This window comes from Gottfriedia acidiceleris (assembly GCF_002128425.1).
Taxonomy (GTDB): Bacteria; Bacillota; Bacilli; order Bacillales; family Bacillaceae_G; genus Gottfriedia; species Gottfriedia acidiceleris.
In genome coordinates, this window is sequence record NZ_NESS01000004.1 from 200866 (window position 1) to 223533 (window position 22668).

Sequence of the window (22668 nt, forward strand, 5' to 3'; positions counted from 1 at the left end):
CTATAGTAAACAATTTAAGAAAGGTGGCGAAATAATATGAATGAAAATAAAACTCTAATTGATCGAGAAGGCGGGCTTAATCGTTCGCTTACTAGTAGTCAACTGACTATGATCGGAATTGGTGGAGCAATAGGTACTGGATTATTTATGGGAAGTGGTATTGCAATAGGATATGCCGGTCCTGGGGTTATAATAAGCTATATTATTGCTGCATTTATAGCAGTCATAATGATGTTCAGTTTATCTGAAATGGCTGTTGTACATCCAACGGCGGGTTCATTTGGAACTTATGCTGAGATGTATTTAAATCCATGGGCAGGTTTCCTAATTCGTTATACATATTGGGCAGCTCAAGTAATTGCAATCGGCGGAGAAGCCGTTGCTGTTGGTCTATATATGCAGTATTGGTTTCCTGATATTCCTGTTTGGTTATGGACACTTGGATTTGGTGTAGCTATAGTTCTTATAAACAGTAGATCAGTTGCTAACTTTGGCAATATTGAGTACTGGTTTGCAATGATTAAAGTTGTCGCGATCGTACTGTTCATAATATTTGGTATTTCACTCCTTTTTGGAATTGGTCACTCACACTCTGTAGGATTTCATCATTATACTGATCAGCATGGATTCCTCCCTAATGGTTTTAAAGGAGTCTGGATGGCCGTACTTATGGCAATCTTTAGTTTTTATGGTGTAGAAATTGTTGCAGTTACGGCCGGAGAGTCAAAAGATCCAAAAAAAGCAATACCAAAAGCAATGAGGAGCATGGTTCTACGTTTATTTTTATTCTATATTTTATCGTTGGGAATTATAGTTGCTGTTGTTCCTTGGATGCAAGCCGGTGCTCATGAAGTTTCGGGATCACCATTTGTAAAAATCTTCGAAAGTTCTGGAGTGAAATATGCGGCTGGTATTATGAACTTTGTTATCTTAACAGCTGCATTATCTAGCATGAATACTAATCTTTACTTAACATCCCGTATGTTATTCTCATTATCTCGCGGTGAATATGCACCAAAAACGTTAGGTAAATTATCTAAAAACGGTACCCCAGTGACAGCAATATTCATTTCAAGTGGTGGCGTATTGATTGCAAGTGTCTTATCCATGTATTATCCAGACACATTTAACAAATTATTTGGTATCTCAATCTTTGGAGGAATTCTAGTATGGCTTATGATTCTAATTAGTCATCTCCGTTTTAGAAAAACTGTTCACCTTCATTTTCAAGGGGCACTACCTGTTAAAGCACCGCTCTTTCCAGTTCTGCAATGGATCGGTATTCTTTTACTTAGTGGTATTTTGATTACTATGGCATTTTCACCAGATTGGAATTCAGCATGGAAAATCGGAATTCCATGGGTTATCTTAGTATCTATTGGTTACTGGGGACAAAAAAGTCGCAAATCGTTTTTATACAAAAATAATCCAAATAATAAATCTGCACTTTAATGAAATTACTCACGATTCTTTTAATATAGCAATTACAAATAATAAAGACAGATTTAAAAGATTTCGTCACCTTTTAAATCTGTCTAATTATTATTCATTTATTGATTTACCGAATTCTCAATCTCTACCGTTTTAATAGCCTCAGCTCTAAGAAACTTTGGAAGTACGAATAAATAGTAAATACCAACAATCGATAAACTAGCTCCGACGATGGCATGGAGCCATTCAATTTTTAAAATTGATGGATAAAATGCTGCAATTAATCCTAATGTGATGCTTTGAGAGAATAAAATAATGGGGGATATCCAACCTTGAACCCTTCCCATCATCCTTTTTTCAACAATTTTAGGGAACCATCCACCAATACCAATATTGATAACAGGTAATGCTAAACCGATTATGAATTGCCAAATGATATAGGCAATTGCAGAGTTAGAAAACCCTCCGACGACCACACAAATACCGGAAACAATTAACCCAATTATGATCATATACGGTAGTGGCATTTTCTTAGCAAGGATTGAGCCAATTATACTTCCAATTAAAACACCCGAACCAAAGGCTACTCCGATATATATTAACATTTCCTCGTAGTTAGTTGGTACCAATTTATACTTTAAAATAAATGATGGCATGACAGAGAATCCACCATTAATTACACCAAATAAAAAGAAACCAGATAGAAGTGATCTAAGTAATGAATGATTCATTATGTAGTAAATTCCCTCTTTAAAATCCTTTAAGACTAATGTAAATTTCAAATCTTTTAGTTTGTGCTCTCCATTTGGATTCGTAATGTCCTTTGAAACTTTTGCTAATAAAATAAATAGTCCCGATGCAATGAAAGAAAGTGTATCAATGATAATGGCTGCTTCTACTCCCAATGTCCAAAATATGAATGTCCCAATTGCTCCGCCAAAAAGCATAAATAAGCTACTAACTAGCTGGTTTAAACCGGCTGATATTGCATATTGATCTTCTGTTAGTATCCCCTGTAATAAAGAAGACTGAGCCGGTTGGAAAAACTTCGAAACGCCACTTCTTAAAAAGAGAATCCCGAATGATAGGTATATCCAATCCTGCATAATCGTTATTAGCAGAATAATTGATAAAATCGCACTTACAAGGTCACAATTAACAGCTATTTTCTTTCGATTTAAACGGTCTGCTACTACACCTACTAAAAAGAAAACAAAGATCATTGGTAGGGTATACATTAGCTCAGTTATAGTAGCATAGTATGGCTGACTTGAAAATTTTCGTAATAAGTACAACATAAATGCTGTCATCCCTACTACAGAACCAAGCTGAGAAGTAAAATTCGCTAAAAATAACCAGGAAAAGTTCTTATTTTTAAATATTTGTATCAATTAGTTCACTCCTTTTTACACTCCCTTCATTATATACTAAATTTTCAGATAAAAACTCATACACTTTTGTTGAAGTTTCCCTAATTTCTCGTATAATCACTGCCATCATATACCAAAATAATTGTAATTAGTGATTATAAATGGGGTGTGGGTTTTGAAAGTGTTTTGGGTATTTCTATGTTTATTTATATTAGAGATGTGTTTATTGGAAGGAATCGACTTATATAATGGTGATAAATTTCCTCACTTACTAACGAATATAAAACTTAGCAAAACAGAGCTAGTAGGTGAAGATTATGTATTAATTTTCTTTTTTACTGTACCATTCGGCGTTGCAAAAATCGTCCTGCAGTATTTGAAAAAACTAAAAAAGAAACGAAGTCAGGAACAAAATGCAGGTCAAAATACTTCTAATTAAAACAAAAGAGAATGCAGTTAGAGTTTCTATTCTGCATTCTCTTTTGTTTTTGATTTTTTTTGGATGATTGCTATGACCAACAGAACAGTAGGAATAATGATTTGTAAAGGTATGTGTAAATAGTAAGGAACAATATCGAACCCTTCTTTATAATGTTCTAAATAATCAGGTGCCATCCATACGGAACAAATTAATATGATTACTGCTATTGGATAAGTAAGTGTATCAGATTTTTTCACTTTAAATAAATCTGCCGCTCCTACTATCGCACAAAAGAAAAAAACCGTTATCTTAATAAATCCCCCTATAGTGATAATAATGACAACGACTGAATCGAGCCTTTGAATAAAATCAGCAATATTGATATAACTAATAGAAGTTAATATAGGATAAGTAGCCCTCGCCACAGTGTTTGCTCCTAAAACACATATATTAATCATTGTTACTAATGTTAAAACCAGACCTGCAAAGATTAATCCAGGAATGCCAACTTTCCATGCATATTCTGGTTTCTTTAAATAAGGCAAAAGCATTGTAAATACAACCATTTCACCAAAAGGAAATGTAACGCTTAAAGGGTAAGCCTCTGTTATAACTTTTTTCCACCCGGTCTCTAGTACGGGTCTTAAATTATCAGTTTTTATTAAACCAGCAATTACTTCAAAACCAATAATTGTAACCGTTATGGCGATGATTACAAAAAACAGAAACTCACATACTCTACCGAATACTTCAAAGCCTTTAAAGATGGCATACATACATAAAAACATAAATAAAATACCGATTGAAATAAGTGAGGACGCATTGTAAAGTGTAATCACTAGTAATTCTTCAAAATCTCTAAGAACTCGTGCCCCAATATAAATAAAATAGAGAATATAAACCATTGCTAGTATTTTGCCTGCAAACTTCCCTAAAATAGATTGAACATATCTAGTAAATGGTAATTCAGGATACAGTTCAAATAATTTAATGTAAACATAAAATAGTAAGCATCCAGTAGCCAAAGCTATTAAAACACTAATCCAAGCATCTTGCATTGCTCCAGATGCAAGACCTACTAATGTAGCGCTCCCCATTTCAAATAAATATATAATACTAAAGAATTGGTAAGCACCTATTGATAATTTTCGATTCATTAGCATTCCCTTCTTTTCTAAAATGGATAAGCTTTTTTTCTCATACCTACATTATTTATTTGGACATCAACGTTAACTTTCACTTTAGCCTTTTGAAATTGGTCATTCCAGTTTTTCTCATATTTTTTAAATACCTTTGGTTCTGATAAATGTAGTTTTTCTCCAAATCCAAAAATATCTGCCCCATATCCTTGTGCTTCTTTAATCCCTGTTTCTATTGTTTCCTTTACCGCTTTCTCACTTAATTTTTCATATTTTTCTAGTGTTTTTGCTTGATCGAAATTGTCATTACAAAGTACTTCATCAATAACTGCAATGGCTTTTACACTTATGTTAATCATTGGTACTTTATCCTTCATTTTTATCTTTGTGTCCGTTTTCAAACGTGTGATTTCCATCGAATCAAATTCTTTTTTGCTGCATTTTATCTGTATATTTGTTTCCTTTATTAAATTATCAACTATTTGTACCGATTTTGCTGGTGGACCATCTAACCATCCTACTAACTTTCCCTTTTTAAAAACCCCAAGGCCATTAATCTTGTTATAGGATGATTTCACATCAGAAAAATTATCAAGTGTTTCGGATTTCTTAGTTACATCCTCTAAAGTTGTACCATTAACGACTGGTTCTCTACCACTACTTGAAAGGGCTGAAATTACTTGACGCATTTGCATTTCTTGATTTTCTCCTAATAGAGAAGAAGTATTTTTAATTTTTCCTACGATCGATTTAGCAGGTAATTTATCAAGAGCTGGTAAGTTATTCATTACTCTATAAACACTTTCGTGCCTTGCAATAATGACCGGAATATTAACACGTATTTTGGAGTCCCTTTCAAATACATCAAATATAAAGTTTAGTGATTTTTCTTTTGCTAAGTTTTCACCAATAACAACAAGTGCTACATGAGAATATATATTTGATCGAGAAACACTTTTTGTAACATTTCGTGCCGCTTCCGAAATCGTTCTACCTTTTTGTTGTACTGAAACAATTGGTGTACCTATAGAACCAGTCACACTGGCAATTGCACTCGGATTAATGATTTGAAGAACCATATTGTATTTATTTTCTTTAGGTAAATAATCGATACCCATAGCAACCACAATTGACACACTGTTTAATTCTTTATAATTAGAACAACTCACCAAAAGTAAACTTGTAATAAGAATTAAGATCATACTTTTTCGTTTCATACTTATTCTCCAGTACTTTGTTCTTTAACGGTTTTTATGTTTCCTTGACTAGGTACAACTAAAATAGTATCTTTTTGACTTTTTATACGGAATGGTGCAAATGGTGCAAAATATGGTTCCCCAAAAGATCGCAAGCTACACATATGTAATAATATAATTAAACCACCAATCAACATTCCAAATAACCCAATATAAGCTGCCGCCAATAATAATATAAACCTAAGAATCCTAGCGGCAATTGACATATTATAATAAGGTATCGTAAAGCTAGCAATCGCAGTAATTGATACGATGATTACCATTGATGCAGATACAAATCCTGCTTGTACAGCTGCTTGCCCTAAGATTAAGGCTCCAACAATTGAAAGCGCCTGCCCAACCGCTCTTGGCATTCGAATTCCAGCTTCACGTAATACTTCAAAAATTAGTTCCATACCAAGAGCTTCAACAATCGCTGGCAAAGGCACACCTTCACGTTGAGCAGCTAAGCTTACTAATAAAACCGTTGGAACTACAGCCTGATGAAACGCAGTAATCGCAATGAAAATTCCAGGTGCAAATAAAGCGGTCCAAAATGACATATAACGAAGCAATCTTAAAAATGTGCCAATATAGGAGCTTTGATAATAATCCTCTGGAGATTGAAAAAACTGCGTAAATGTAGCTGGCATAATTAAGACAAATGGTGTACCAGCTGTGAAAATAGCTACACGTCCTTCAAGTAAGTTACCTACTACAGCATCAGGTCTCTCGGAATTAATCATTGTAGGAAAAATGGTCTTTTGGTCGTTTTGAATGTAGTTTTCAATATAGCTGGATTCTAAGATTTCATCTGCATTAATAGCCTCTAAACGATGTTTTACTTCTTTTAATAACTCTTCATCTACAACTCCTTTTATATACATTATTTCTACATCAGTTCTCGTTACTTCCCCTATTTTCATTGATTCAATTCGGAGTGCTGGGTGTTGAATTCTATTACGAATTAGAGAAGTATTTGTACGTAAGCTTTCTGTGAAGCTATCCTTTGGTCCTCTGATTACAGTTTGCGTTGACGGTTCTGAAATACTTCTAGATTGCACCATTTTTGTACATGCAACTAAGAAATTACTATCATGATCTAGAAGAACAACGGTATCACCGATTAGTAATGCTGATAGGAGATTTGTGTAGCTTGATTGTGATTTTAAACTTGAAACGGCGATTACGCTTTTTAGCCCATTCTCTAAATCTGTTAATGACAGCGTTGTATCTTTTTCTGCATTAATTCGAACGATTTTATTAATGATTCCATCGTTCACTAATTTCTCATTTGAAATTCCGTCAATATGAATCGTCGCAAAAGAATACTGCATTCCTTCCCCAAGTGTTTCATGACGAATCACAAGGTCGGAGCTATCTCCAAAATCATCTTTTATTCTTTTTATATTTTCTAAAATGTCCTTACTTAAAGAACGCGATATATTACTTTGAAATGGAATTTTTTTATTTGTAGCTGCACTATTGGTTTCTTTGTAGTTAAACACTTTTTATTACCACCCCATTATCATGGCTTATCATTCTTATACTTTTTCCAAATTATTTCATTTAATGTATTGTTTTCTAACTGATTTATATTAGTACACAAAAAAGGATGTCTCATAGAGACACCCTTTAACTAGTATTATAAGAATTTTTTATTTTCCCAACCAGGGTGAACGATCTTCTTTGGTGGCTTGTTTTATCCTTACAGCTTAGAGTCCAACTATTTACTAATAAGCTGTGGAATTGGGTTCACAGGCTTTCGGCCGATTGAATAATAGTGGATGTTCCTTTTTTGAATTTTATTTAATTCAAAACAATTACGTCCATCAATTATTAACGGAATCTTCATTAGCTCCTCATACAATTGGAGATCAGTTTCTACAATTTCTCTCCATTCAGTCAAAATTAATGTGGCCTCTTTTTCATGAATAGCATCCTTCACATTAATTGAATAATTTATGGAGTCCCCGAATACCTTTCTTAATTCAGGTAAGGCATATGGATCATATACTGTAATCTTAGTGCCTTCTTTTAAGAAGTGATTAATTATATCGATAGATGGTGCATGTCGTATATCATTTGTATTTGGTTTAAAGCTTGCTCCTAGAATTGCAATTTCTTTATTTTTTAAATTTCCAAAAAGTGATTTTGTTAATTCTAATAATTTTATTTTCTGTTGGTTATTAATTGTAATGACGGATTTTAATAATTTTAAGTCTACACCTACTAGCTCAGCTTCTTTTACTAAAGCAGTCGTATCCTTTGGGAAACAAGATCCTCCATATCCAATTCCAGCTTTTAAAAACTTTGAACCGATTCGATGGTCTAGCCCAATTCCATGAGCAACATGATCAACATCAGCATCCAATTTTTCACAAATCATGGCAATTTCATTAATAAAACTTATTTTGGTAGCTAAAAAAGCATTAGATGCATACTTAATCATTTCTGCACTTCTTACATCTGTTGTGTAAATAGCAGTATTAAATGATTTATATAATTCCTTTATCAAATCCGTTGCACTTTGACTCTCGGAACCAATGACAATTCGATCACTGTTAAATAGATCATATAGTGCAGAACCTTCCCTTAAAAACTCAGGGTTTGACACTATATCAATTGTTAAATGTCGGGGAGCATTTTCCAACATGATCTTCTTAACTGCCTCATTCGTTCCAACTGGAACAGTGCTTTTAATGACAACTATGAGATTTTTTTTAGCATTAATAGCTATATCTTTTGCAACAACTTTTAAATATTGCAGATTTGCAGTTCCATCTGGAAGTTCTGGTGTGCCGACCGCAATAAATATGATATCTGCCTTGCCATAAGCTGCTTTGTAATTTGTTGTAAACTCAATTTTATTAAGGAGAATATTTTCTAATAGTGATTCTTTCAATCCCGGTTCAAAAATAGGGCAAATTCCTTTTTGTAGTAATTCAATTTTTTCAACATCAATATCAACACACGTTACATTGTAGCCAACTGTAGCAAATGAAACTCCTGTAGTAAGACCAACATATCCCGTACCAGCAACAACTATATGCGTCATGGTTCATCCCCATCCTATACAATTAATCTGTTCCCTTTTCAATCCTAAAGGAGGTTTTCACATATTTTTAAATTGGAAGAGTTTTCGTATTAAATCATATGTACTGGTTAACTAGGTAATCTCCGTTTTACAAATACTTAATTTAGACTTTAAATGGAGCTTTTTAAACAAGAGTTTTGATACTTTCCTTTTCTCTATTCCGACTTTGACTACCTTCTTGTTCAACTTAACTTTACAAAACCTAAACACTTTCCTTACAAAAGTTAATTGATCCTAATAAAATTCGAACAAAAAAATCCCAAGCTTTTAAACTTGAGATTTCAGTGTGTAATCAAGCTTAAAAGCCTGAGATTTTTATTTTAAATAACGACTTGGAATTTTATCAATATTTTCTAACATAATTCCAGTACCTACTGCAACACATTGCATTGGATCTTCAGCGATGAAAACAGGTACTTTTAATTCTTCAGCAAGTAAAATATCTATTCCATGTAGTAATGCTCCGCCACCAGTTAGAATAACTCCACGATCAATAATATCAGCTGATAATTCAGGTGGAGTACGCTCTAATACAGTTTTTGCAGCTTGTACGATTAAGTAAACTGGTTCACTTAATGCTCTTTGGATTTCATCTGATTGTACAGTAATTGTACGAGGTAATCCAGTTACCATATCACGTCCACGGATATCGATTGATTCATTCCTTGCACCTGGGAAAACAGTACCTACTTCAATTTTAATTTGCTCTGCAGTACGCTCCCCGATTAGTAGCTTGTATTCACGCTTGATATAGTTTAGAATCTCCATATCAAACTTGTCCCCTGCCATTTTAATTGAAGAGGCGGTGACGATATCTCCCATCGATAAAACTGCGACATCGGTTGTCCCACCGCCAATATCAATTACCATGTTACCACTTGGTTGGAATATATCCATTCCAGCACCGATTGCAGCAACCTTTGGCTCTTCTTCAAGATAAACTTGTTTACCGCCACTTTTTTCAGCAGCTTCACGAATTGCTTTTTGTTCAACAGATGTGATGTTTGTTGGACAACAAATCAAAATACGCGGCTTTGACATGAATCCTTTTACATCTAATTTATTTATAAAATGACGTAGCATTGCCTCAGTAATATCAAAGTCAGCAATTACACCGTCTTTAAGTGGACGAATTGCTACGATATTACCAGGTGTACGACCTACCATGCGGCTTGCTTCTTCCCCTACTGCTAAAACTTTACCGCTACTACGCTCTATTGCAACTACAGAAGGTTCGTTTAAAACGATTCCCTTACCTTTAACATGTATTAAGACATTGGCTGTACCAAGATCTATTCCGATATCCTTAGAAAACATTCCTTTTGGCTCCTCCTTATTCACTATACTCATGAGCAGTTCCCCGAATACGTTCCATACCAAAATATAATTTTACCATAAAGAACTACTTTTAGTAATTAATATTTGTGAACAGGAGGTTAAATATTTCTAATTTTGTTTTCAAGGCTCAGAAACCTATTTAGTTACTTTTTCAACGTCTTCTTTTTGATACTTTTGCTTTGTAGCCTCTCCACCGCGTAAATGACGAATTGATTTGTGATAATCCAATATTTCTTTTACTTCATTTGCCAAATCTGGATTGATTTCCGGAAGGCGTTCTGTTAAATCTTTGTGTACTGTACTTTTTGACACTCCAAACTCTTTAGCTATTACGCGTACTGTTTTCTTCGTCTCCACGATATATTTCCCAATCTTGATCGTTCTCTCTTTGATGTAATCGTGCACACTACTCTCCTCCTCTAAATGGATGTGAGAAGCGTGAAATGAGACTCGTTTTGACTGACTAAGCTGCTCTTTTTCCTGCTCTGACTGACCTGCTGAGGTACATTTATTTTGACTAGGTAGAAAATCCACGATTCCTCACCTCAAACACCTCTTTGATGGGTTTATAACATTGTATTAGCAAAAGTGTCTAACTATGCACAATTATCAGAAAAAAACAAGTGCCCAACACATATGGGGTATGATTCCCACGTGTTGGGCACTTTGTGAAATGCTTAATTATTATTGTTGAATTTTATTTCCATCTGAATCGCTATTAGATGAACCTTCTTCATTGTCATCTGATACATTTCCAGAAGTATTCATTGTATTAGATTCTTTTGTTTCGCTTTTTGTATTTTCAGAACTAATAATTGATGAAACCGCTTGTCCTTGGTATTTCTCTGGATTAATTGCTACACCATCTTTACGTAATTCATAGTGAACATGAATGCCATTTTCTTTGCCAATTAAAGCTGTTCCAGCTGCGCCAAGAACTTGTCCTTGTGAAACTTTTGTACCTGGTTCAACACTTACAGATTTTAAGCTTTGATAATATGAAACTAATCCGTTACCACTTTCTACTACAACTACATATCCTAGCTCAGCATCTTTTTGAGCTTTTGTTACAGTTCCACTAAGAGCTGCAGTCACATCAAATTCTTTACCACTTTTATTAACTAAATCCATACCAGTGTTGATCGTGAAAGTATTATTATCCATTTGAATTAAAGATGCTTGTTGCTCATTTTTTGAAGCAGAATCATCATAATAATGACTTTTAACTTGAACTGTTGCATCCTTTGAAACTGGGTAAGTTAATTTTTCTTCTGGCTGTGAAGCTGGAATTGCTTCAGGCTCTCTCGTATCAACTGTAGTTCCAGTTTTTGTTGGAGTTGGAGCATTACTGTATTGATACCATAACGCACCTGTTAGAATTACTGCTGCACTCACTAAATAAATTGCTGGTACTACCCAACGCTTTCTTAACATTTTAATAACTTTTTGAGAAGTTTTTTTGTTTTGTTCCTCTCTCATCCTTATCACCTCTGCAATCATTGTCAACAGTTTTCTGGAATTATATACGCAATTTAGAAAATTTTAGTTCGACAAAATTCTTATTTTTCCACACAATTTCAAACTAATTCACACTAATCCACAAAATAATAGAAAAATATTAACAAATGAAAGCGATTTATCCACAATTCCACAACATTTATACACAATATTTGTGGATAAGTTAATAAGTCTAATTATGAAGTTAATAAAATATTTTTCTTGCATTTTTCTTTTTTACAAAATATAATCACACTACAAGCTTGTACGATGTATTAAAAACTTAAACTTAAAATTATTTCAGTCATTATATATTTTTTGCGATGATGAAGAAGAGTAGATTATATGAAAGTTTCAGAGAGCTGACGGTTGGTGCAAGTCAGTACGGACATATTTTTGAATGGGCTTCTGAGCACCCAAACCGAACCATTTATTTATGCAGTAGGCTTTGGCGGACGTCTCACCGATAAAAGAGACAGGTATTCAAACTCATGTTTCGATACTGCTTTTTGTCACAAGGTAGTTCAATTCATTTGTTTTGATACTGTAAAGTGAGTCTAAACGTTTTTAGGCTAATTAAGGTGGCACCACGGGAGTCCTCGTCCTTTCTATAAGGCGGGGACTCTTTTTTTGTACCCAAAAATAAGGAGAGAAAATAAAATGATATTTACTAAGAAAAGATTCGTATCAATTACTTTATTACTCACATTGGCACTAGCAGGTTGTGGACAACAATCAAATCAGGCAGCTTCGAAGTCAAATGATCATACGCTACACTTAATGGATACTTCAGATATTGTAAGTCTTGATAGTTCACTAGCTTTAGATGGACCATCATTAAACGCACTTAATAGTGTAATGGAAGGTCTATATATGCCAAACGAAAAAGGAGAATACGTTCCAGCTGCTGCTTTATCACATAAAGTTAGTACGGATGGTAAAGTCTATACATTTACTTTAAGAGATGCTAAATATTCAAATGGAGATCCAGTAACTGCAAAGGATTTTGTTTTTGCAATGAAACGAGCAATTGATCCAAATACTAAAGCTCAGTTTGCATACGACTTATATGATATTGAAAACGCAAAAGAAATTAACCAAGGAAAGTTACCTGTGGATAAACTTGGGGTAACTGCATTAGACGATAAAACATTACAAATTAAACTTGAGCGCCCTATTCCATATTTCATTCAGCTGACTAGTTTACCAATGTTCTTCCCACTAAATGAAAAATTCGTTAAGGAGCAAGGTAGCAAATATGGTTTAGAAGCAAATACTACTTTATATAATGGTCCTTACGTTGTAAGTAAATGGGATCATGAAGCTGGATTCACAATGACAAAAAATCCACAATACTATGATAAAAAGAATGTCCATGTAAATAAAATTGACGTCAAAATCATGAAAGAAACAACAACTGCAGTTAATCTCTATGAAACTGGTGAACTAGACCAAGCAATTATTGATTCAAATGTGATCGATCGTTATAAAGGGAATAAAGAATTAAACAAATTAGCTATGCCAATTGTCTCTTACATTAGCTTTAATCAAAAAAATCCATTTTTAGCAAATCTAAAAGTACGTAAGGCAATCGCAAATGGCTTTAATAAAGAGGATATTAGTAAAACGTTATTAAATGATGGTTCTATTCCTACTGACCGAATCATCCCTAAAGGTTTAGTAAAAAACTCTAAAGGTGTGGACTTTGTTAGCTCAACATCTCATCCTTCTACAGTAAGTTTAGAGGAGGCTAAATCACTCTTTAAAGAGACTTTATCTGAAAGTGGTAAATCAAAAGCTACAATTTCATTACTAGTTAGTGATAGCAATACGTCACGTAAAATCGGTGAATATCTAAAATCACAATTAGAAACGAACTTAAAAGGTTTAACAGTTAATATTGTCGTACAACCTGCACAACAAAAATTCGAATTGCGTCAGCAAGGAAACTATGATCTTTCTTTAGATACATGGGGTGCAGATTATCCGGATCCAACGACTTATTTAGAGCTATTCACATCTAAATCAGCTTTAAATGTATTAAATTATAAAAACGCACAATATGACGAATTTGTCCAAAAAGCCAATACAATCAGCTTACAAAACGAATCAGAACGTACTCAACTCCTTCATAATGCAGAAGACCTTTTACTAGATGATGCTGCGATCGCTCCAGTTTACCAAGCTGGCTATGTGTACTTGCAAAAATCAAATGTAACAAACATAAAAGTACGTCCATTCGTTGGCTATTTTTATTATAAGTATGCAGAGAAGCAGTAAGGACCAAAGAGAAGTGGAATTGAAGAGTAATCATATCTATCTGACTCGCTTAATTGAAATTGAACCAGAGTACTGTAATTAACTCGCCTATACAAAAAAAAAAAACAGACCTTCGTGAGGTCTGTTTTTTTCCGTACCTTTCTCAAAGCTTCTCCAATGCATCATAATCCTTCTTACTAAGCTTATTAATGTTAATTCCCTTATAATAATACTTAACGATCTCATCGTATGTTTTTCCTTGCTTAGCGAGTTCGTTTGCTCCGTATTGACTCATTCCTACTCCATGGCCAAAACCCTTTGTTGTAATGATGATTTCATTACCTTTACGCTCCCATGAAAAATCTGTTGAGCGTAGGTTTAGTTTTTCTCTAATTTCTTTTCCTGAAAGAGTCTTTTTCCCAAACGCCACTCGTTCTACTCGTTTACCTTGTGTTCTTGATGTAACTTTCCCGATATCTGACTTATTAATTTTTACATTAAGTTTTTTTTCAAAATCACTTATTGTAAAAGCTTTTGTTGATATATAATCTGGAGCTACGGAATCCCAAGGACTCGGTACACTTTTCAAATATGGTACACTGGTTTTCCAATATTCTTCGGAGTTTTCTGTGTAACCATTGCTTGTGGAGAAGAATGAAGCAGTTATAGGTTGTCCATTGTATGTTAATATTTGTCCTTCAGTAGCTTTTACAGCCTTTTCTATTTTGGCAATGTTTTTATCGTATTGTGCGCCATATCTTTTCTTGAGGTCGTCGCGGTCCTGAAAGACTTGAAAATTAACAGTATCATCAACGATTCCACCTTCTTCAAGTGGTTTCCCTTCTTTTAATCGTTTGATGATAAATGTTCTTGCACTTAAACTTTGTGCTTTTAATGCTTCTGGTTCAAATTTTGCTGGCATTTCTGATGCTACTACCCCTAATACGTATTCCTCGATTGGTAGTTTTTCAACTTTTTGTGTTTTTGTTCTAAAAACTTCAATACTTAGATTGTCATTTTTGTTCGCTGCTGCGACTTGGTTTGCTTTTTTCTGGAGCTGATCAACCAATCTACCATCTGTATGGCTATGAAATGGTAGAACAAGCAATGTAGGGATAATAATAACGACTGAGCAAGTAGTTAATCCTGCAGTGATTAATGTTTTAAATGACTTCATATTTTCCTCCTATCCATTTCAAAACAACTTTAAATGACAATTTTCAACTAATTGCCCTTTCTAAAGTTAATTTATGTATATGGACAAGCATTTAGAACAATATAGATTGATTTCAAATTAGATTCTTTTAACAAATTGTATTATTTTTTTATTATTTTTAGAATATTTTATAAGGTTTCTGCCTATAACTGATAGTAGAAAGTTGCATGAAAATGCAAAAATGCCCGACCCTATGTGGTGTAACACAAAGTGCCAGGCATTTGAATTAGTTTTTAGTTTACGCTTGTAAGTCTTTTAGTGTTTCTTCCTCTACAGCTGTGCTTGGTTCGTTTACACGTTCAATGTCCGCTCCAAGTGCAGCAAGCTTTTCATGGAAATTTACATAACCACGATCTAAATGTTTTAATTCAGTAACACGAGTATATCCATCAACAACAAGACCAGCAAGGATAAGTGATGCAGCAGCACGTAAATCAGTAGCAGCTACTTCAGCTCCTTGAAGATCATTTGGTCCATGAATAATAGTTGATCGACCTTCAATTTTAATATTTGCATTCATGCGACGGAATTCTTCCACGTGCATAAAACGATTTTCGAATACTGTTTCAGTAATCATGCCTGTTCCATTAGCTTTTAATAGAAGTGCCATCATTTGTGATTGCATATCTGTTGGGAAGCCTGGGTGAGGCATTGTTTTGATGTCTACAGGTTTTAAATTGTCAGTACCAATTACACGAAGACCTTCTTCCTCTTCGATAATAGTTACTCCCATTTCACGCATTTTCGCTACAACTGAGCTTAAGTGCTCTGGAACTGCATTTTCAATTAATACATTTCCATTCGTAATTGCTGCTGCTACCATAAATGTTCCAGCTTCAATACGGTCTGGAATAATGTGATGAGTTGTACCAAATAATGTTGGTACACCTTCAATTCGGATAGTGCCTGTTCCAGCACCACGAACTTTACCACCCATTGCATTGATGAAGTTTGCTAAGTCAACAATTTCAGGTTCCTTAGCAGCATTTTCAAGAACTGTTGTTCCTTCTGCAAGAGCTGCTGCAGACATAATATTTTCTGTTGCACCTACGCTTGGGAAATCTAAATAGATTTTTGCCCCTTTTAAACGACCGTTTGATTTTGCTTCTACAAAACCATTACCAACCGTAATTTGAGCTCCCATTGCTTCAAATCCTTTTAAGTGTTGTTCAATTGGTCTAGATCCAATCGCACATCCACCTGGTAACGCTACTCGTGCATGACCATTTCTTGCTAAAAGTGGCCCCATTACAAGAATTGATGCTCGCATTTTACGAACATATTCAAATGGTGCTTCAACATGTAAATCCTTTGAAGCGTCAACTGTTACTGTATTATTTTTGAACCCAACCTCTGTATTTAAATTACGAAGAACTTCGTTAATCGTGTAAACGTCAGATAGAGTTGGTACGTCATGAATTATATTTTTTCCTTCACTAGCTAGTAGCGCTGCAGCAAGAACTGGTAAGACAGCATTTTTTGCACCCTCTACACGAACTGTGCCTTGAAGCTGTTTCCCGCCACGGACAATGATTTTATCCAAACTTTTCCCCTCCGTGTCCTAAAATAGATCTATCAATATTCTACTGTTATAATCGGTGTGCCAATAATAATTGTCGTTGATTTATCAACATTGTCTTCACGTATTGCAATTTGTAAATTAATTTTTTTGCCATTTGCAACCAGAGCGTCATTCCACTGTTCAGTATATGCTGAAACAGAGACGAATGCCCCTTCTTTTATTTCTTCAATTTTTGTTGCTTTAAAAGTCTCCAAAAAATCATTTTTTATACCCTGCAAAACACCTTCAAGTTTACCACCCATTGTCCCCTTTATACAAGTAAAAAAAGTGGGTTCTTTACTAAAAATATTTTCCAATGAGTTCTTTATAAGTTTATTTGTTTCTTTTTCAACCTGTTGGTCCCATTTAGTCCCACTGAGTTCATAAATTACATAGCTGCTGTTATTGCTAGTAGATGTAACAACGATTCTTTCCGTGACCAAGTGATGGTTAAATGTACCAATTATTTTATTACCATTGTCAGCTTTAGTCCACTTAAATTTTTTAAAATCCTCTTTATATTTACTGATTATTTTGGACACCGAAGTATTCATTTTAGCTTCTCTTGCATATAAATTCCAACTTGTAACCGAAATGTCTTTTTTATTTAATACGTCTGCAAAACGGTTCAATTGGCCTACACCTGTATCAGCCATACCGATTTTACCCCAATTAAAAAAAAGTGCAGAAACAAAAGTAATAGTAATTAATAATAAGTACATAGTCTTTTTCATAAATAATCCCCTCTCTTACTTCCATTTTTCACAGGTAGAGAGGGGTTTATACGGTACATCGTAACATACTTTTTGACAAATTATTTCAATAAATATGTAATGTTTTTTGTATATTGAAGATAGTCCAAGAAAAAACTACTTACAGCAGAAGAAATCGTAATCGTCAATAGCACCATAAAAAGTCGAATTTGGGCGACATGACCTTTTTTCATAATACTCTCCCACTTAATTGCTGTTAATGCCCACCAAGTTAAAATAATGAAAAATAAATGGACAATTATTGCTAGTAACGCTTCTGTTCCTACTAAAGCTTCCATTTTCCACGTCCTCTATTCGCTCGATTTTTATAGAAAAAGCTTTCAGATTGTGCAGTTCAACTTCAGCTTTTATATTTTTAGTGACATGCAATTCAAACAGTCTGAAAACCAATTTTTTTATTTTCTCTACAAATTAAAAAGTGTAGGAATCACCCTACACTTTTAATTTAAATTTATTTTACGCCATAAAGAAGTCTTTCACAATGTCTAGCTTATGAAATACGTCTAATGCTAAAGATGGTTTAATACCTAAAACAATTGTTAAGACAGCACAAACCAATATAACGAATAGATGAGTCTTAGGAAGTACTATTTTACGCTCTTCACCACTTCTAAAGAAAATATTTTGAAGGATGCCAAAATAGTAAAAGTAAGATACTACTGTTGTTAATAGTAAGATACCACCTAATACATAATATCCTTTAACTTGGACGAAAGCCCCCATGAAAATATTTAACTTTCCTATAAATCCTGCAGTTAATGGGATACCTGCTAGCGATAAAACAAATATTGTCATTGTAATCGCTAAAAATGGGTTCGTTTTAATTAGACCTGCAAATGATGATAATGAGTCAGATCCCCTTTGTTGTTGTACATTATAAACAATTGTTAAAATTCCGATTGTCATAAATGTATAGGCTAATAAATAGAACCAAATACTCTCAAACATAAATGGTGAAATACTTACAAATGCAACTAAAACATAGCCTCCATGTGCAATACCAGAGTATGCAAGTATACGCTTTAGACTGTCTTGTTTTAGAGCAATTGTATTACCTATAATCATCGATAACGCTGCCAATGTAGCAATAACTGGTTGCATTACTTCAAATACAGATTTTTGTTCTTTCATCAATAATGCACCAGTGAAGATCGCTAAGAAGATACGTAGTACGATAATAAATCCACCTGTTTTTGAAACGGTTGCTAAGAATGCCGTTACAGGTGTTGGAGCACCTTCATACACATCTGGAGCCCACATATGGAATGGAACAGATGCAAGTTTAAATGATAATCCAACGAATACTAGTACAAACGCTAGAATCATTAGAAATTCATTACTACTTGGAATTCCTTGAGAAAGTGCCATATTCATTTCAGTAATGTTCGTTGTACCTGTTAAGCCATAAGTATAGCTTAATCCGAATAATGTAATTGCAGTTGAAATACCACCTTTAATTACATACTTAAGTGCGGCCTCAGAAGAGCCCTCTCTTCTCTTTTGAATTCCAACTAGAATGTAAGATGAAATCGAAAGTAGCTCTAATCCAACAAATAGTGTAATTAAATCACTACTTGATGCCATATACATTGCTCCAATTAACGCTGTAATAAACAATGTGTAGTATTCTGAGCGCTCTGCAATTGTTTTATCACCTAGTGCAAGTAATAAAACTAAGATTGCTCCGATTAATAAAATAGTTTTAAAGAGAAGCCCAAACGAATCAAGTTTGAACGATCCCGCTAATAGACTTATTGGTTTATGTGAATAAAGTGTGATTAACCATACAAGTGATCCAACAACGCTTAGTAAGCCAACCCAACCGACTATTTTACGACTTGCATTTTTAGGTAGTAAGAGTTCAAGAGTTAATAGAAGAAGCGCAGCAGCTACTAGAATGATCTCAGGACCCATAGTTCCCCATTGAAATTCAGATAATGCTTTTCCTGTCATCTTCTATACACCTCTAATCCCTTGAATGATAAAGTCCACTGATGACACAATCATATCATTTATGAAAGCTGGGTATACACCAAGCAGGGCAATCGCAAATACTAAAATAACTGCAGCGATTGCTTCACGTTTTGATAAATCAGTGAATGATGAAATAAATTCACTACTTTTACCGAAGCTTAATTGTAGAATTGCTCTTAAAATATAAGCTGCTGTTAAGATAATCCCTAGCGTACCAACAGTTGCAATAGCTTTATGTGATTGGAAAAGACCTACAAATGATAGCCACTCTCCAACAAATCCTGACAGACCTGGTAAACCTAGAGAAGCCATACCACCAAAAAGTAATAAGCCCGCTAGTCTTGGTGCAGATTTTGATAGACCAGAAATACGGTCAAAACTAGTAGTATCACCTCGGTTTTCTAGCATTCCAACTATTAAAAATAGAAGTGCAGCAATTAACCCGTGAGATACTGATTGTAAAATTGCTCCTTGAATTCCAGCGCTATTCATAGCAGCTAATCCAATAATAACAATCCCCATGTGTGAGAAACTTGAATATGCTAACACAGAACGTAATTCCTTTTGAATTAAAGCAATATAAGCTCCGTAAAGTAAATTAATTACACCAATAATCGCAAGAGCTACCGACATTTTTTCAAATTGCTCTGGGAAAACCCCTAAAGCAAAACGAATTAAACCGTAAGTTCCAATTTTTAATAGGATACCAGCGTGAATGATAACTACAGCAGGATTTGCTTGTGTATGAACATTCACCATCCATCGATGGAACGGGAATAATGGTAGTTTAATTGCAAATGCAATTAATAAACAAATTAATAGAACCATTTTTAAATGCTCTGAAATTGGACTAATTGTTTGTTGTCCCGTTGGAATGATGTTTGCTAAAACTTCATAATTTGTTGTGCCTGTACGAGCAAATAGAACAGCAATAACAAATAATAAGAATGCAGACCCTAATCCGTTATAAATTAAGAATTGGTATCCAGCACGTTCACTATCAAATCGGCCCCATTTACCAATTAAGAAGAACATTGGAACTAGCGTTAATTCAAAGAATAAGAAGAATAATACTAAGTTCTGAGCTGCAAATACACCAAACATACCTACTTGTAAAATAAATAGTAGTTGATAGAAGCCCTTTGAACCTTTATTAATTGAGTAACCTGCTATTACAGCGATTAATGAGATAATACCAGTAAGTAATATCATCACTAATGATAGACCATCTACTCCAAGCTCAAATTTAACTTGAAACAATCTAGTTGATCCAGCGAAAAATTTTCCAAATGAAAACCAATCATATGAAATATTCCAATCTTTTAAACTAGAATGATTTTGGCCTGCTATATAAGCAAGTATAGTAACTGCAAATGATAAAACCGAAGTCAATAATGCCCAAAGCTTATAAGAATTCTTTGGTGCAAAAGAAACTAGTAATAATCCCAATAGAGGTGAGAAAACAACCCATAATAAGAAATGAGACATCATAAGTTGTACCCCCCTGTCATAACGATTGCTAATAAGATTAGAGCAAGACCAAGTAATGTAATAAATCCATAAGTTTGGACTTGACCACTTTGAAGCCTTGAACCAATTCCACCGATACTACTTACAATTCCTTTTACTAGAACAGCAAGCCCTTCAATTATAAAACGTTCAATTGCAAACATTACATGTCCGATTGCAAACATACCTTTTACGATCGATCCGTTATATAATTCGTCAATATAGTATTTATTAAGAAGAATTTCATAAAATAATCCGTTTTCTTCTTGTTTAGTTTCGTTAGTTTTTCTTCCATACATATTATATGCAAGCGTAATTCCCGCTAAAGAAACAAGCGTTGCTACGACCATAACCCAAACCGGCTCATGACTATGCTCAACAATTTTAAATGGAGCACCATCTAATAAAAACTCGTTTAAGTGACGACCAAAGAATGGTGTATTAATATAACCTGCAAATATAGCAAGGATACCTAATAATGACATTGGAAGAACCATTGACATTGGTGACTCATGGGCACCTTTTGTTTTTTCTTCGCCAGTAAAGACTAAGAAAAATAATCGGAACATATAAAATGAAGTAAAGAATGCCGCAATTAAAGCAACAACGAATAAAACGTAATTTCCATTTTCCCAAGTTGCTGCTAAAATCTCATCCTTACTAAAGAAACCAGATAGTAATGGTACACCCGTAATGGCTAATGTACCGATTAAGAATAGTGCAGATGTCCATTTCATTTTCTGACGTAATCCGCCCATTTTAAAGATGTCTTGAGTGTGTACAGCATGAATAACACTACCTGCAGCTAAGAATAACAATGCTTTAAAGAATGCATGAGTAGTTAAGTGGAAAATACTTGCTGTATATCCCCCTACACCTAACGCAAGCATCATATAACCTAATTGACTGACTGTAGAGTATGCAAGTACACGCTTAATATCTCTTTGCACAAGTCCAATACTTGCTGCAAAGATCGCAGTAAATCCTCCGACAATCGCAACAACAGTTAAGGCAGTTCCACTAGCAATAAAGATTGGATAAGTCGTTGCTACTAAGTAAACGCCGGCAGCTACCATTGTTGCTGCATGAATTAATGCAGAAACAGGTGTTGGACCTTCCATCGCATCAGGAAGCCATGTATGAAGTGGGAATTGACCTGATTTACCCATTGCTCCTACGAAAATTAAAATAGCAATAAGTGTTAACATGCCACTACTTACCTGTCCACCTTGGATTACATTGAAAATTTGATCGAAATCAAAGCTCTTTGTCTTCCAAAATAAAAGTACCATCCCAATAAATAAACCAACGTCCCCTATTCTTGTCATAATGAACGCTTTTTTAGCCGCTGCTTTTGCTTCTTCTTTGTAAAAGTAGAAACCAACAAGTAAAAATGAACCTAAACCTACTAACTCCCAGAATACATAAAGTTGTAGAATACTAGGTGAAATAACAAGTGCTAACATCGCAAATGTGAATAAGCCTAAGTATGCGAAGAACACTGTGATACGGTCATCCTCTTCCATATATGCTGTTGAATAAATATGTACTAATGTACTAACAAACGTAACGATTACTAGCATTAACGCATTTAGTGCATTTACTACATATCCAACGTGAATATCGATATTTCCAATTGTTAACCAAGTATATAATTTCTGCACTGTATCCCCTTGTAGACGGTCAAATAAGACGAACAAGGAGATGATGAATGAGATTCCTGTTAAAGTTGCTCCTAAAATCCCACTACCTTTCTTTCCTCTTGTACCAGCTAATATTAGGATTAGAAAGGAAATTAGCGGAAGTACCGGAACAAGCCAAGCATACTGCATCATCAAATTCCACCTC

The 22668-nt window shown here is 34.4% G+C and carries 18 protein-coding genes and 1 other annotated feature; of the genes, 3 read left to right on the forward strand and 15 right to left on the reverse strand.

What is annotated here, in order from left to right; all coding sequences use genetic code 11:
* Nucleotides 1-36: 36 nt before the first annotated feature.
* Nucleotides 37-1452: an amino acid permease gene (locus B6K90_RS09520; protein WP_088012503.1), complete on the forward strand. Its 1416-nt coding sequence runs from the start codon at nt 37-39 to the stop codon at nt 1450-1452.
* A gap of 98 nt (nt 1453-1550) precedes the next feature.
* On the opposite strand, the gene B6K90_RS09525 is transcribed toward B6K90_RS09520, so the two are convergent.
* Nucleotides 1551-2822: an MFS transporter gene (locus tag B6K90_RS09525; protein WP_167555330.1), complete on the reverse strand. Its 1272-nt coding sequence runs from the start codon at nt 2820-2822 to the stop codon at nt 1551-1553.
* Nucleotides 2823-2976: 154 nt separating this feature from the next.
* On the opposite strand from B6K90_RS09525, the gene B6K90_RS09530 reads away from it, so the two are divergent.
* Nucleotides 2977-3240, forward strand: coding sequence for a hypothetical protein (locus B6K90_RS09530; protein ID WP_088012504.1), 264 nt, complete (start codon nt 2977-2979; stop codon nt 3238-3240).
* 26 nt (nt 3241-3266) lie between these two features.
* Here the strand turns inward: B6K90_RS09530 and B6K90_RS09535 are convergent, their stop codons facing one another.
* The 7 genes from B6K90_RS09535 to B6K90_RS09565 form a co-directional block, all read right to left on the reverse strand.
* On the reverse strand, nt 3267-4379 hold the full coding sequence (locus B6K90_RS09535; RefSeq protein WP_167555331.1) for a GerAB/ArcD/ProY family transporter: 1113 nt from the start codon (nt 4377-4379) through the stop codon (nt 3267-3269).
* A gap of 17 nt (nt 4380-4396) precedes the next feature.
* The gene (locus tag B6K90_RS09540; RefSeq protein ID WP_088012506.1) at nt 4397-5578 is read right to left on the reverse strand and encodes a Ger(x)C family spore germination protein; all 1182 of its coding nucleotides are present in this window, start codon (nt 5576-5578) and stop codon (nt 4397-4399) included.
* Between the two features lie 2 nt (nt 5579-5580).
* On the reverse strand, nt 5581-7104 hold the full coding sequence (locus B6K90_RS09545; RefSeq protein ID WP_235821768.1) for a spore germination protein: 1524 nt from the start codon (nt 7102-7104) through the stop codon (nt 5581-5583).
* Nucleotides 7105-7322: 218 nt separating this feature from the next.
* Complete coding sequence (locus tag B6K90_RS09550; RefSeq protein WP_088012507.1) at nt 7323-8654, reverse strand: UDP-glucose dehydrogenase family protein; 1332 nt, start codon at nt 8652-8654, stop codon at nt 7323-7325.
* Nucleotides 8655-9008: 354 nt separating this feature from the next.
* Nucleotides 9009-10010 (reverse strand): rod shape-determining protein, encoded by a 1002-nt coding sequence (gene mreB / locus B6K90_RS09555; RefSeq protein WP_025569003.1) that lies wholly within the window; start codon nt 10008-10010, stop codon nt 9009-9011.
* 156 nt (nt 10011-10166) lie between these two features.
* Nucleotides 10167-10436, reverse strand: coding sequence for a sporulation transcriptional regulator SpoIIID (gene spoIIID / locus B6K90_RS09560; protein ID WP_025569002.1), 270 nt, complete (start codon nt 10434-10436; stop codon nt 10167-10169).
* Between the two features lie 279 nt (nt 10437-10715).
* Complete coding sequence (locus tag B6K90_RS09565) at nt 10716-11510, reverse strand: M23 family metallopeptidase (protein WP_167555332.1); 795 nt, start codon at nt 11508-11510, stop codon at nt 10716-10718.
* A gap of 332 nt (nt 11511-11842) precedes the next feature.
* Nucleotides 11843-12138, forward strand: a binding site (T-box leader).
* A gap of 50 nt (nt 12139-12188) precedes the next feature.
* Here B6K90_RS09565 and B6K90_RS09575 point away from each other — a divergent pair.
* Nucleotides 12189-13808 (forward strand): peptide ABC transporter substrate-binding protein, encoded by a 1620-nt coding sequence (locus B6K90_RS09575; RefSeq protein ID WP_088012510.1) that lies wholly within the window; start codon nt 12189-12191, stop codon nt 13806-13808.
* 142 nt (nt 13809-13950) lie between these two features.
* Here the strand turns inward: B6K90_RS09575 and spoIID are convergent, their stop codons facing one another.
* The 7 genes from spoIID to nuoL form a co-directional block, all read right to left on the reverse strand.
* Nucleotides 13951-14964 carry a stage II sporulation protein D gene (gene spoIID, locus B6K90_RS09580; RefSeq protein ID WP_088012511.1) on the reverse strand — a complete coding sequence of 338 codons (1014 nt, stop codon included), beginning with the start codon at nt 14962-14964 and terminating at the stop codon, nt 13951-13953.
* A gap of 277 nt (nt 14965-15241) precedes the next feature.
* Nucleotides 15242-16546: a UDP-N-acetylglucosamine 1-carboxyvinyltransferase gene (gene murA / locus B6K90_RS09585; RefSeq protein WP_088012512.1), complete on the reverse strand. Its 1305-nt coding sequence runs from the start codon at nt 16544-16546 to the stop codon at nt 15242-15244.
* Between the two features lie 32 nt (nt 16547-16578).
* Complete coding sequence (locus B6K90_RS09590) at nt 16579-17298, reverse strand: YwmB family TATA-box binding protein (protein ID WP_088012513.1); 720 nt, start codon at nt 17296-17298, stop codon at nt 16579-16581.
* An 80-nt stretch (nt 17299-17378) separates the two neighbouring features.
* Nucleotides 17379-17615, reverse strand: a complete 237-nt coding sequence (locus tag B6K90_RS09595; RefSeq protein WP_025568971.1) for a DUF1146 family protein — start codon at nt 17613-17615, stop codon at nt 17379-17381.
* Nucleotides 17616-17793: 178 nt separating this feature from the next.
* Nucleotides 17794-19290: an NADH-quinone oxidoreductase subunit NuoN gene (gene nuoN / locus B6K90_RS09600; protein ID WP_088012514.1), complete on the reverse strand. Its 1497-nt coding sequence runs from the start codon at nt 19288-19290 to the stop codon at nt 17794-17796.
* 3 nt (nt 19291-19293) lie between these two features.
* Nucleotides 19294-20802: a complex I subunit 4 family protein gene (locus tag B6K90_RS09605; protein WP_088012515.1), complete on the reverse strand. Its 1509-nt coding sequence runs from the start codon at nt 20800-20802 to the stop codon at nt 19294-19296.
* The gene (gene nuoL / locus B6K90_RS09610; protein WP_088012516.1) at nt 20799-22655 is read right to left on the reverse strand and encodes an NADH-quinone oxidoreductase subunit L; all 1857 of its coding nucleotides are present in this window, start codon (nt 22653-22655) and stop codon (nt 20799-20801) included. The genes B6K90_RS09605 and nuoL overlap by 4 nt, the downstream gene beginning before the upstream one ends.
* Nucleotides 22656-22668 lie beyond the last annotated feature (13 nt).

Excerpts from the sequence above, each read along its gene's own strand:
- B6K90_RS09520 (WP_088012503.1), top strand. The coding sequence starts at position 37 with ATGAATGAAAATAAAACTCTAATTGATCGAGAAGGCGGGCTTAATCGT.
- B6K90_RS09535 (WP_167555331.1), bottom strand. The coding sequence starts at position 4,379 with ATGAATCGAAAATTATCAATAGGTGCTTACCAATTCTTTAGTATTATA.
- B6K90_RS09540 (WP_088012506.1), bottom strand. The coding sequence starts at position 5,578 with ATGAAACGAAAAAGTATGATCTTAATTCTTATTACAAGTTTACTTTTG.
- B6K90_RS09550 (WP_088012507.1), bottom strand. The coding sequence starts at position 8,654 with ATGACGCATATAGTTGTTGCTGGTACGGGATATGTTGGTCTTACTACA.
- mreB (WP_025569003.1), bottom strand. The coding sequence starts at position 10,010 with ATGTTTTCTAAGGATATCGGAATAGATCTTGGTACAGCCAATGTCTTA.
- B6K90_RS09565 (WP_167555332.1), bottom strand. The coding sequence starts at position 11,510 with ATGAGAGAGGAACAAAACAAAAAAACTTCTCAAAAAGTTATTAAAATG.
- B6K90_RS09575 (WP_088012510.1), top strand. The coding sequence starts at position 12,189 with ATGATATTTACTAAGAAAAGATTCGTATCAATTACTTTATTACTCACA.
- spoIID (WP_088012511.1), bottom strand. The coding sequence starts at position 14,964 with ATGAAGTCATTTAAAACATTAATCACTGCAGGATTAACTACTTGCTCA.
- B6K90_RS09590 (WP_088012513.1), bottom strand. The coding sequence starts at position 17,298 with ATGAAAAAGACTATGTACTTATTATTAATTACTATTACTTTTGTTTCT.
- B6K90_RS09595 (WP_025568971.1), bottom strand. The coding sequence starts at position 17,615 with ATGGAAGCTTTAGTAGGAACAGAAGCGTTACTAGCAATAATTGTCCAT.
- nuoN (WP_088012514.1), bottom strand. The coding sequence starts at position 19,290 with ATGACAGGAAAAGCATTATCTGAATTTCAATGGGGAACTATGGGTCCT.
- B6K90_RS09605 (WP_088012515.1), bottom strand. The coding sequence starts at position 20,802 with ATGATGTCTCATTTCTTATTATGGGTTGTTTTCTCACCTCTATTGGGA.
- nuoL (WP_088012516.1), bottom strand. The coding sequence starts at position 22,655 with ATGATGCAGTATGCTTGGCTTGTTCCGGTACTTCCGCTAATTTCCTTT.